The organism is Pseudoroseomonas sp. WGS1072, from assembly GCF_049340465.1.
In the GTDB taxonomy this organism is placed as follows: domain Bacteria; phylum Pseudomonadota; class Alphaproteobacteria; order Acetobacterales; family Acetobacteraceae; genus Pseudoroseomonas.
This window is the reverse complement of record NZ_JBMPSU010000001.1, coordinates 2,130,925-2,142,044: the sequence shown is the minus strand read 5'-3', so window position 1 is coordinate 2,142,044 and position 11,120 is coordinate 2,130,925. Positions and strand designations below refer to the sequence as shown.

The following is an 11,120-nucleotide window of genomic DNA, read 5'->3' as shown; positions in this document are numbered from 1 at the left end:
ACCATGCGACGCGCCTCCGCACCGCCCCCCGCCCCGTCCCGGCCCAACCGGGCTCTTCCCGTCATCAGGGGGGGCCTGCTGGCGCTGCCGCTGGCCGCGGGCCTCCTGGCCACGCCCGCCCTGACCCCGCCCGCCCTGGCGCAGCGCGCCGGCGCGGCCCACGGCGCGGCCCAGCCGGCGCCGCCGGCGCAGCAGGTCAACCGCATCGTCGCCGTGGTGAACGGCGACATCGTCACGGCCAGCGAGGTGGCCAACCGCGCCCGGCTCTTCGCGCTCAACGCCGGCATGGGCCCGGACGCGGTGGAGCGGCTGCGGCCGCAGGTCACGCGCCTGCTGGTCGACGAGCGGCTGCGCATGCAGGAGGTGCAGCGCCGCCGCATCCCCGTGACCGACGCCGATGTCGCCGCCGCCGTGGCCGAGATCGAGAGCCGCAACGGCCTGCCGGCCGGCGGGCTGGCGGCGCAGCTGCGCTCGGCCGGGGTGCAGCCCCGCGCCCTCTACGACCAGATCCGCACCCAGATCGGCTGGTCCCGCCTGATCCGCCAGCAGCTCGGCCCGCAGGCGCAGGTCGAGCCGGCCCGGGTGCAGGAGGCGCTGGAGGCGCACAAGGCGCGCACCGGCGAGCCGGAGTACCTGGTCTCCGAGATCTTCATCCCGGTGGACGATCCCACCTCCGAGCCCGAGGTGCGGCGCTTCGTCGACGACGTGGTGGGGCAGCTGCGGCGCGGCGTGCCCTTCCCCGCCGCCGCCACCCAGTTCAGCCAGAGCCAGACCGCGTTGCAGGGCGGCGACATGGGCTGGACGCGGCCGGACGAGTTCGACCCGGCCGTCGGCCGCATCGTCAGCCAGATGCCGCCCGGCGCCATCTCCAATCCGGTGCGCGTGCCCGGCGGCTTCCAGATCGTCGCCCTGCGGCAGAAGCGTGAGACGGGGCGCGAGCTGGTGACGCTGATCACCATGCGCCAGGCCTTCTTCGCCTTCCAGGGCACGCTCGACCCGCAGGCGCCGACGGCGCAGCAGGTGCAGGTGGTGGAGCGCGCCCGGGCGCTGGAGGGCAAGGCCTGCTCGGCGGTCGAGGCGGCGGGGCGCGGCGGCGACCGGCCGGTCGATCCCGGCACCGTGCCGCTCGATTCGGTGCAGCCGCCGGTGCTGCGCAACATCCTCTCCGGCCTGCCGCTGAACCGCGCCAGCCAGCCGCTGATCGCCCCCGATGGCGTGCTGGTCCTGGCGGTCTGCAGCAAGGAGACGCGCAACATCGCCGAGCTGACGCCGGACCAGGCCCGGATGCAGATCCTGCGCGACCGGATCGAGCTGACCTCGCGCCAGCTGCAGCGCGACCTGCGCCGCCGGGCGCAGATCGACATGCGGAGCTGAGGCGACCATTCCGGCGCCCCCGCTCCCCTCCCTTGCCGAGCATATCGCCCGCCACGGCCTGGCGCCGCGCAAGGCGCTCGGCCAGCACTTCCTGCTCGACGCCGCGCTCTGCGCCCGCATCGCCAGCCTCGCCGCGCCGCTGGAGGGGCGGCATGTGCTGGAGGTCGGGCCCGGCCCGGGCGGGCTGACCCGGGCGCTGCTGGAAAGCCCCGCGGCCGAGGTGGTGGCGGTGGAACTGGACCGCCGCGCCATCGCCGGCCTGGCGGAGCTGGGGGAGCATTTCTCCGGCCGGCTGCGGGTGATCGAGGGCGACGCGCTCCGGATCGACGCCGGGGCGCTGCTGCCGGCACCGCGCCGGATCGTCGCCAACCTGCCCTACAATGTCGGCACGCCCCTGCTGATCGGCTGGCTGCGGCAGGCGCATCTCTTCGAGAGCCTGACGCTGATGTTCCAGCAGGAGGTGGCCGAGCGCATCATCGCCGCCCCCGATACGGAGCATTACGGGCGGCTCGCCGTGCTCTCGCAGTTCCGCTGCGCGGCGCGCATGGCGCTGCGCCTGCCGCCCGGCGCCTTCAGCCCGCCGCCCAAGGTGTGGTCGGCCATCGTGCATCTGGTGCCGCATGCCGAGGCGCCCGACCCCGCCCTGCTGGCGGCGCTGGAGAAGGTGACGGCCGCGGCCTTCGGGCAGCGGCGCAAGATGCTGCGCTCCAGCCTGAAGTCGCTGGGCGGCGCCGAGGCGCTGCTGGAGGCGGCGGCGATCGAGGGCACGCGGCGGGCGGAGACGCTGAGCGTGGCGGAGTTCACCCGGCTGGCCGAGCTGGTCCTGGCCCGCGCCGGCTGAGGGCCGGCGCCGCGGCGCGGCTCAGTGATACGCCCCCCGCAGCCCCAGGATCTCCTCGTAATCGTGCAGCGGCAGCAGCGGCGGGGCCTCCGGCGCCAGCGTCGTGCCCTGCCGCCGCAGACTCTCCGCGAAGCCGCGCATCATCGCCGCATAGGCCAGTGTCGAGGAGACCGGGTAGTTCAGCAGCCGGAATCCGAGTTCGCCGATCTCGCGGGCGGTCAGTGGCGGCACCTTGTGCTCGACGACGTTGAAGGCCATCGGCGCCGGGATGCGCGCCACCGCCTCGCGCATCTCCTCGGGCGATTGCAGCATCTCCAGCAGGACGAGATCGGCCCCCGCCTCCGCATAGGCGATGCCGCGCTGCACCGCGTCCTCGAAGCCGTTCGCCAGCCGTGCGTCGGAGCGGCCGATGACGAGGAAGTCCGGGCTGCGCCGCGCGGCGAGGGCGGCGCGGAGCTTGGCCGCGTGCTCGGCCGGCGGGACCAGGGACAGGCCGCTCATGGCGCCGCACCGCTTCGGCGTCGCCTGATCCTCCAGATGGATGGCGGCGACCCCGGCGGCCTCGTATTCGCGCACGGTGCGGACGACGTTGTTGAGGTTGCCGTACCCCGTATCGGCATCGGCGATCAGCGGCACGTCGATGCTGGCGGCGATGGCCCGCCCGCGCGCCACCATCTCGGTCATGGTCAGCAGTCCGAGGTCCGGCGCCCCGATCAGGCTGGCCGAGAGGCCATTGCCGGTCATGTAGATCGCCTCAAAGCCCGCCTGGCGCAGGATGCGGGCGCCGAGCGCGTCATGGCAGCCGGGCGCCACCACGATCCCCGGGCGGCGCAGCAGGTCGGGCAGGCTTGGGGTCATGGGGCGTTCCTCGCTTCCAGGCGATGCAGGGCAGGCGGACGATGCGGGGCAGGGGCGCGGCGGCGGGCCGGTCAGTCCGCCCGCGCGCCCGACTTCTCAATCGCCTCGCGCCACATCGGCCGCTCCCGGTGACCGCGCTCGGTGATCGCCTCCGGCGTCGTCCAGAGCGGCGTGCCGCCGGCCTTCAGGAAACGCTCCCTCACCGCCGGATCGGCCGCGAAGTCGCGCATGGCGGTGCTGAAGCGGTCGATCACCGGGCGCGGCGTGCCGGCGGGGGTTACGAAGGCGCTCCAGGAGGTGATGACGAAGTCCTCCACCCCCGCCTCGGCCATGGTCGGCACATCGGGCAGCGAGGGCCAGCGCGAGGCGCCGGTCACCGCGAGCGCCCGCATCCGCCCCTCCTGGATCACCGGCACATAGGAGGCCAGGTTGTCGATGGCGAAGGTGACATCGCCCGAGAGCATGGCGGGGATGGTCTGCGCCGCGCCGCGGAACGGCACATGCGTGGCGTCCAGCCCCAGCCGGTTGCGGAAGATCTCGCCCGAGAGATGCGGCGTGGTGCCGACGCCGGGCGAGCCGAAGGAGACGCCGCGCGGCTGCTCGCGCACCCAGCCGACGAACTCCTGCAGCGTCCGGGCCTTCACATGGTCGCTCGCCACCACGACGACATTGGGCATCTCCCAGACCATCGCGACCGGCGCGAAGTCGCGGTCGATGTCCCAGGGCATCCTGCTGTAGAGATACTGGTTGATGCAGAAATGGCCGATGGTCGCGGCGCCGAAGGTATAGCCGTCGGGGGCCGATTTCGCGACCGCGTCCATGCCGATATTGCCGCCCGCGCCGGGCCGGTTGTCGATGACGAAGTTCTGCCCCAGCGCGTTCTGCATCCGCTCGCAGGTCAGGCGCGTCAGCACGTCGGTCGAACCGCCCGGCGGGTAGGGCACGATCATCCGCACGGGCCGCTCGGGCCAGGCGGATTGCGCCCGCGCCCCCGGGATGATGCCGGAGGTCAGGGCCGGCAGCGCCAGGCTGGCGCCGAGCAGGGTGCGGCGGGTGGTCATCGGGGGAGTTCCTCCGGTCGTTTCTTTCTGGACCGGAGGAGCATGCCCGAGCGACCGGCGGCTTGACTACCCCGCCCCGGCCCCCATCCCGGCCCCCATCCCGGCTTGGATCGCCGGCCCGTGCCGGTCCACCAGCAGCGCGCTGGCGGCGTTCAGCCCGACCACCTCGACCCGCTTCCCGCGCCGCCGCAGCTTGCCCACCGCCGCCTCCAGCGCCGCCACCGCCGTGACGTCCCAGAGATGCGCGGCGGTGAGGTCGATGCGGATGTTCGGCGCCTCGTCGCGCAGGTCGAAGGCATCGGCCAGGATCTCGGCGCTGGCGAAGAAAACCTGGCCGGAGACGCGGTAGGTGCGGGTGCCGGTGGCGGCGTCGTATTCGTCGCGGACATCCATCAGGCGCATCACCTTGAAGGCGAAGAACACGCCGCTCAGCATCACGCCCACCGCCACGCCGGCGGCCAGGTTGTGGGTCAGGACGGTCACCGCCACGGTGGCCAGCATCACCACGCTGGAGACCTTCGGGTGCCGCGCCAGGTCCCGCAGCGAGGCCCAGGAGAAGGTCTCGACGGAGACCATGATCATGATGGCGACCAGCGCCGCCACCGGCACCTGGCTGACCCAGGGCCGCAGCAGCACCATCAGCACCAGCAGGAAGACGCCCGCCGTCAGCGTCGAGACGCGGCCCCAGCCGCCGAAGCGGAGATTGCCCACCGTCTGGCCGATCATGCCGCAGCCGGCGATGCCGCCGGTGAAGCCCGCCGTCAGGTTGGCGAGGCCGAGCCCGGCGCATTCCCGCGCCTTGGAGCTGTTGGTCTCGGTCAGGTCGTCCACCACGCTCGCCGTCATCATCGATTCCAGCAGCCCGACCATGGCCATGGCCAGCGCGTAGGGCGCCACGATCGCCAGCGTCTCCAGGCTGAAGGGCACCTCCGGGATCAGGAAGGCGGGCAGGCTGTCCGGAAGGCGGCCGAGATCGGCGACCGTCGCCACCGGCATCGGGACCGCCATGGTCAGCGCCGTCAGCGCCAGGATGCAGATCAGCGGCGAGGGGATGGCGGTGGTGAGCCGCGGCACGAGGTAGATGATGGCGAGGCCCGCGGCGATCAGCGCCCAGGTCTGCCACGCCACGCCCAGCATGTGCGGCAGCTGCGCCGAGAAGATCAGCACCGCCAGCGCGTTGACGAAGCCGGTGCGGACGGATTTCGAGACGAAGCGCATCAGCACGTCGAGCCGCAGCAGGCCGAAGACGATCTGGATCAGCCCGGCCAGGACGGTGGCCGCCAGCAGGTACTGCAGCCCATGGCTCGCCACCAGCGCGGCGGCGACCAGCGCGACCGAGCCGGCGGCGCCCGAGATCATCGCCGGCCGGCCACCGGCGAAGGCGATGACGACGCTGATGACGAAGGTCGCGAAGAGCCCGACCTCGGGATCGACCCCGGCGACGAAGGAGAAGGCGATGACTTCGGGGATCAGCGCGAAGGTGCCGACCATGCCGGCCAGGACATCGCGGCGCAGGTTGCCGAGGCCGCTGTACCACTCGGCGCGGTCGTGCAGGAAAAGGCGTTCTTTCATCAGGCGAGGGATTCCGCAACAGGCTCAGGGAGAGGACGCCGGGCGTCGTCTCACTGCCGCATGCGTTGTCCGGCGGATCGGCGGCCGGAAGAGCCACCCGGAGTCTCACCGGGTCCAGAGCGAATGGCGCGAAGGGTAATGAAGCTTTTGCTGCGGTGCAATGCGCGGCGGTCAGCCAAGCATCGAGGCCAGGTTCGATCCCGCGCTCGGATAGGCGGTCATCATGTGCCGCAGCTCGGTCACGGGTGTCCCGGCCCGCATGGCCAGGGCCGCGAGGTTGATCACCTCCGGCGCCTCCGGCCCCAGCAGGTGCGCGCCCAGCAGGCGCCCCTGCCCGCCCGGTTCGACCAGGAGCTTGAAGGCAGCCGCCGCCTCGCCGGTGCGGCGCACGGATTGATACGCCGCCATGTCGCCGCGCCGCACCTCATACGCCAGGCCCTGCTGCCGCGCCGCCGCCTCGGTCAGCCCCACCATGGCGAGCGGCGGCAAGGTGAAGACCGCGCTCGGCACCAGGCTGTGGTCGGGGCGGTGGCCCTCGCCCTCCAGCAGGGTGGCGGCGACGGCGCGCGCGTCCTCGCTGGCCACCGGCGTCAGCGCCGGGCCGCGCTGCGCGGCATCGCCGGCAGCGAAGACCCGGGGGTTCCCGACGCTCCTCAGGACCTCGTCGAGTTGCAGGCGGCCCTTCTCCACCGGCACGCCGCCGGCCTCCAGATCCAGCCCCGCCAGGGCGGGAACCCGGCCGAGCCCATGCACCACCGCATCCGCCTCGAAGGTCTCGCCGCCGGCGGCGCGCACCGCGTAGCCCGCGCCGCGCCGCAGGATGGCCTCGGCGCGGCAGTTCAGCCGCACGTCGATCCCGAGTGTGCGGGTCCACGCCACCAGCCGGTCGACCAGTTCGGCGTCGAAGGCGGAGAGCGGTCGGTCATCCTCCTGCAGGATGGTGACCTCGGCGCCGGCGCGGCGCGTCAGATGGGCGATCTCGAAGGAGATATAGCCGCCGCCCAGCAGGATCAGGCGCCGCGGCACCGCCGGCCAGTCCAGCACGTCGTCGCTGGTGGCCAGGAGCCCGGCGCCCTCGATCGGCAGCGGGGCGGGCACCGCCCCGGTGGCGATGACGACATGGCGGGTCCGCAGCCGCGCCGTGCCGACACCGATAAGATCGGGAGCCAGGAAGCGGCCCGCCCCCTCCAGCAGCGTGACGCCGGCCTCGCGCAGGGCCGCCGCGCGATTCCCCGGTACGGGATCGGTGAAGCTGCGCTTGAAGGCCTGAGCGGCGCCCCAGTCGAGCCGCAGCGCCTCGCCCCCGGCCACGCCATGCGGCGCGAGGCGGCGCGCCCGCTCCATCGCATCGGCCAGGGTCCAGAAGACCTTCTTGGGCTCGCAGCCGCGGAGCGCACAGGTGCCGCCGGGCTCGCGGGCCTCGGCCAGGGCGACACGCCAGCCCTGCCGGGCGCACCGCGTGGCGATGCCGGTGCCGGCCGTTCCGGAGCCCAGCACGATCAGATCGAAATCGGAGGGAAGGGCCATGCGGGCCTCCGGCGCCGGAAAGGGGCGGCCGGTCGGGGCGGCCGGACGGGGGGTCCGGGGCGCGCTAGGCGCCCCGGAAGGCGCCTCAGAGGATGCGCAGCCGGCCCAGGATGTAGCCGATGCCGGCGGCGATCGCCAGCGAGGTCAGCGGCTGCTCGCGCACGTTCTGGCAGATCTGGCCCAGCGCGTTCTCGGCCTGGCCCTGCGCCTGGTTGGCGTAGCCGCGCGCGCGGTACTCGTTGCTGCCGGTCAGGCCGCCCACGGCCTCCTGCACCCGGCCCACGGTCTCACGGGCGGCGCCGGTCACGCGGTTCTCGTCCACCATCTGTCGCTTCTCCTCGATGCTGCGCGCCACCCATGCCGGGTGGCCCTGCCCCCGAAACGCGGAAATTCCGGTTTGGATGCACCCTTCCGGCCGGCGGCGGGGGCATGGCTTGCACGGGGCGCCGCCGCATGCTGGCCTGCCGCCGCCATGACCGACCCCGCCGACCCCCCCGCCACGCGGCTTGTGCCGCCCGGGCCGCTCCGCCAGGGCACCGCCGCCATGGTGCTTACCGCCCTGCCCGGCGCACGCGCCGTGGGCGGCGTGGTGCGGGACCTGCTGGCCGGCCGGGCGGTGCACGACGTGGACATCGCCGCCCCCCTGCCACCCGAGGCGGTGGCCGCGCGGCTGCGGCGGGCCGGGCTGAAGGTCTTCGAGACCGGGCTGAAGCACGGCACCGTCACCGCTGTGCTCGACCATCAGCCGGTGGAGGTGACCAGCCTGCGGCGCGACCTCGACACCGACGGCCGCCATGCCAGCGTGGCCTGGACCACCGACTGGCGCGAGGATGCGGCGCGGCGCGATTTCACCATCAACGCCATGTCGATGGATGCCGAAGGGCGGCTCTGGGACTATTTCGGCGGCCGTGACGATCTCGCGGCGGGCCGGGTGCGCTTCGTGGGCGAGCCCCGGGTGCGGCTGGCCGAGGATTATCTCCGCCTGCTGCGCTTCTTCCGCTTCCACGCGCGCTACGGCAGGGGCGAGCCCGATCCGGCGGCGCTGGCGGCGATCCGCGCCGCCCTGCCCGGGCTCGCCCGCCTCTCGGCCGAGCGCGTCTGGATGGAGCTGAAGCGCCTGCTGGCCGCGGAGGACCCGCCCGGGGCGGCGCTGGCGGCGCTGGCGCCGATGCGCGACCAGGGCGTGCTGGCCACGCTGCTGCCCGAGGCGGGCGCGCGGGCCGATCTGGCGCCGCTCGCGCGGCTGCTGGCGATCGCCCCCTCCGGACCCGCCGCCGATTCCGGCTCCGGCCCGATGCTGCGCCTCGCCGCCCTGCTGCCGCCCGAGGGCGGGACGGCGGCCGCCCTGGCCACGCGCCTGCGCTTCTCGGGCGAGGAGGCGAAGCGCCTGCGCGCGCTGCTCGAGACCCCTCCGCCGGCACCGGATCTGCGGGAGGCGGCGCTGCGCCGCTGGCTGGCGGAGCTGCCGCCCGGCCTCGCCACAGACCGTGCCCTGCTGGCGGAAGCGCGGGACGGCGCCGACCGCGCCGCCCTGCGCGCCCGCATCGCCGCCACGCCGCGCCCGGTCTTTCCCCTGCAGGGGCGGGATGTCCTGGCGCTCGGCGTCGCTCCGGGCCCGGCGCTCGGCCAGGCGCTGGCGGCGGCGCGGCGCTGGTGGGTCGAGGATGGCTGCCGCGCCTCCGCCGAGGAAAGCCGCGCGGCGCTGGCCGGACTGCTGCGCAGCACGCCCGGCGGAGGTGTCACGCAATCATGACGTAACCGGGAGGCGGCGGCGGACCTAAGCTCCCCGTATGAACGCCGGAGGAGCAGCCTGATATGTCTGAACTGATCGTCGTGGGCTTCGACAGCCCGACCGAGGCCGACCGCGTGCTGGGCGAGCTGGTCCGCATGAAGAAGGAGTATCTGGTCGACCTGGAGGATGCCGTGGTCGCGGTGCGCGACGGCGACGGCAAGGTGAACCTCAAGCAGAGCATCAACCTGGCGGCGGTGGGTGCCGCCTCGGGCGGGCTGTCCGGCGCCCTCTGGGGCTCGCTGGTCGGGCTGCTCTTCCTCAATCCCCTGGCGGGGCTGGCCATCGGCGGCTTGGTCGGCGCCGGAACCGGCGCCATCTCCGGCTCGATGACGGATTACGGCATCGATGACGGCCTCATCAAATCCCTGGCCGACACCATCCCGCCCAACAGCTCGGCGCTCTTCGTGCTGGTCCGCAAGGTGCAGCCCGAGAAGGTGCTGGCCGAGCTGAAGGGCGTGCGGGGGCGGGTGCTGCGCTCCTCGCTCTCGCCCGAGCAGGAGGCGAGGCTGAGCCAGGCCATCTCCAGCGGGTCCATCTCCAGCGGGGCCACCTCCGGCAGCACGCCCCCCGCCGCCTGAGGACGGGCCATGGGGGGCGGGCAAGCCCCGCCCCCGATGCAGGGCTGCATCAAGCAGCCGCTGCTGGAATCGCGAGCCCGGCGACTTAAAATTACCGCCTGGGCCGCCTGCTTGAAACGAACCGCATCGGTCCGCCTTCCCGCGCGATTGGCAGAGAGCGATGACCGAGCCCAGCAGATCCTCCAGCACCCGTAGCCTGTCGCGTCAGGATCTACGCACCCTCATCCTCGCCTCGCTTGGCGGCGCGCTCGAGTTCTACGACTTTATCATCTTCGTCTTCTTCGCCGCCGCCATCAGCCACCTGTTCTTCCCGCCCGGCATGCCGGACTGGCTGCAGCAGTTGCAGACCTTCGGCATCTTCGCCGCCGGCTACCTGGCGCGGCCGCTCGGCGGCCTGGTCATGGCGCATTTCGGCGACAAGCTCGGCCGCAAGCGCATGTTCACCTTCTCCATCTTCCTGATGGCGGTGCCGACGCTGCTGATCGGCCTGACGCCGACCTATGCGACGCTGGGCTATGCCGCGCCGATCCTGCTGCTGATCTTCCGCATGATGCAGGGGGCCGCGATCGGCGGCGAGGGGCCGGGCGCCTGGGTCTTCGTCTCCGAACATGTGCCGCCGCGCCATGTCGGCCTCGCCGTCGGCATGCTGACCGGCGGCCTCACCGGCGGCATCATGCTGGGCTCGCTGATGGCCACCGCCATCAACACCGCCATGACCCCCGCCGAGGTCGCCGCCTGGGGCTGGCGCATCGCCTTCCTGATCGGCGGCGTCTTCGGGCTGCTGGCCATGTACCTGCGCCGCTTCCTGCGCGAGACGCCGGTCTTCGAGGAGATGCGCCGCCGCGCCGAGCTGACGCGCGACCTGCCGATCAAGCGGGTGCTGGCCGGGCACGGCCGCGGCGTGGCGATCTCCATGCTGATGACCTGGATGCTGACCGCCGCCATCGTCGTCGTCATCCTGATGACGCCCACGCTGCTACAGAAGCTGCACGGCCTCACCCCGGCCGAGACGCTGCGCGGCAATCTGGCGGCGACCTTCACGCTGAGCGTCTCGGCCATCCTCTGCGGCTGGCTGCTGGACCGCTTCGGCAGCATCCGGGTGGGCATCGCCGGCGGGCTGGCGCTGCTGGCCACCACCTACGCGCTCTACATCGGCGCCGGCCTGCGGCCCGATCTGCTGGTGCCGCTCTACGCCCTGGCCGGCGTGGCGATCGGCGGCATCACCGTGGTGCCCTTCGTGATGATCCACGCCTTCCCGCCGCCGATCCGCTTCACCGGCGTCTCCTTCGCCTACAACGTGGCCTATGCGATCTTCGGCGGGCTGACGCCGCTGCTGGTCTCCGGCCTGGTGGCGATCGACCCTCTGGGCCCGGCGCATTACGTCGCCGCCGTGGCGCTGGTCGGCATCGTCACCCTGCTGGTGAACGGCCGCCCCGCGGCCTCCGCCCTGCCGGCCGTCACGCCAGCCCCCCTGCCGGGCGAGGCCCGGACCGCCGCCCGCTGATCCCTTCCGGGAC

10 protein-coding genes and 1 other annotated feature are annotated in these 11,120 nt (G+C 73.3%); of the genes, 5 read left to right on the top strand and 5 right to left on the bottom strand.

The annotated features are described in order from the left end of the window. Positions 1–3 precede the first annotated feature (3 nt). Entirely contained in the window at positions 4–1,374 is a 1,371-nt protein-coding gene (locus tag ACF3NH_RS10220; RefSeq protein ID WP_422922737.1) for a peptidylprolyl isomerase, read from the top strand. Between the two features lie 7 nt (positions 1,375–1,381). Then, on the top strand, positions 1,382–2,215 hold the full coding sequence (gene rsmA / locus ACF3NH_RS10215) for a 16S rRNA (adenine(1518)-N(6)/adenine(1519)-N(6))-dimethyltransferase RsmA (RefSeq protein ID WP_422924766.1): 834 nt from the start codon (positions 1,382–1,384) through the stop codon (positions 2,213–2,215). 21 nt (positions 2,216–2,236) lie between these two features. Here the strand turns inward: rsmA and ACF3NH_RS10210 are convergent, their stop codons facing one another. The 5 genes from ACF3NH_RS10210 to ACF3NH_RS10190 all read right to left on the bottom strand — a co-directional run bounded on the left by ACF3NH_RS10210 (position 2,237) and on the right by ACF3NH_RS10190 (position 7,588). Further along, a complete protein-coding gene (locus tag ACF3NH_RS10210) occupies positions 2,237–3,073 on the bottom strand; it encodes an isocitrate lyase/PEP mutase family protein (protein WP_422922736.1) in 837 nt (278 codons plus the stop codon). Positions 3,074–3,144: 71 nt separating this feature from the next. Beyond that, complete coding sequence (locus tag ACF3NH_RS10205; protein ID WP_422922735.1) at positions 3,145–4,134, bottom strand: Bug family tripartite tricarboxylate transporter substrate binding protein; 990 nt, start codon at positions 4,132–4,134, stop codon at positions 3,145–3,147. Positions 4,135–4,200: 66 nt separating this feature from the next. After that, complete coding sequence (locus ACF3NH_RS10200; protein ID WP_422922734.1) at positions 4,201–5,706, bottom strand: SulP family inorganic anion transporter; 1,506 nt, start codon at positions 5,704–5,706, stop codon at positions 4,201–4,203. A 63-nt stretch (positions 5,707–5,769) separates the two neighbouring features. Continuing rightward, positions 5,770–5,825, bottom strand: a sequence feature (sul1 is cis-regulatory element that is thought to sense ions involved in sulfur or methionine metabolism; They are found in Alphaproteobacteria). Positions 5,826–5,877: 52 nt separating this feature from the next. After that, positions 5,878–7,233, bottom strand: coding sequence for a dihydrolipoyl dehydrogenase family protein (locus ACF3NH_RS10195; protein ID WP_422922733.1), 1,356 nt, complete (start codon positions 7,231–7,233; stop codon positions 5,878–5,880). Positions 7,234–7,318: 85 nt separating this feature from the next. Then, positions 7,319–7,588 carry a CsbD family protein gene (locus ACF3NH_RS10190; RefSeq protein ID WP_370591946.1) on the bottom strand — a complete coding sequence of 90 codons (270 nt, stop codon included), beginning with the start codon at positions 7,586–7,588 and terminating at the stop codon, positions 7,319–7,321. A gap of 117 nt (positions 7,589–7,705) precedes the next feature. On the opposite strand from ACF3NH_RS10190, the gene ACF3NH_RS10185 reads away from it, so the two are divergent. The 3 genes from ACF3NH_RS10185 (at position 7,706) to ACF3NH_RS10175 (ending at position 11,107) form a co-directional block, all read left to right on the top strand. Next, complete coding sequence (locus ACF3NH_RS10185; RefSeq protein ID WP_422922732.1) at positions 7,706–8,986, top strand: CCA tRNA nucleotidyltransferase; 1,281 nt, start codon at positions 7,706–7,708, stop codon at positions 8,984–8,986. Between the two features lie 62 nt (positions 8,987–9,048). After that, positions 9,049–9,603 carry a DUF1269 domain-containing protein gene (locus ACF3NH_RS10180; protein ID WP_198365507.1) on the top strand — a complete coding sequence of 185 codons (555 nt, stop codon included), beginning with the start codon at positions 9,049–9,051 and terminating at the stop codon, positions 9,601–9,603. 160 nt (positions 9,604–9,763) lie between these two features. Next, positions 9,764–11,107, top strand: a complete 1,344-nt coding sequence (locus ACF3NH_RS10175; protein ID WP_198365506.1) for an MFS transporter — start codon at positions 9,764–9,766, stop codon at positions 11,105–11,107. Positions 11,108–11,120: the final 13 nt, after the last annotated feature.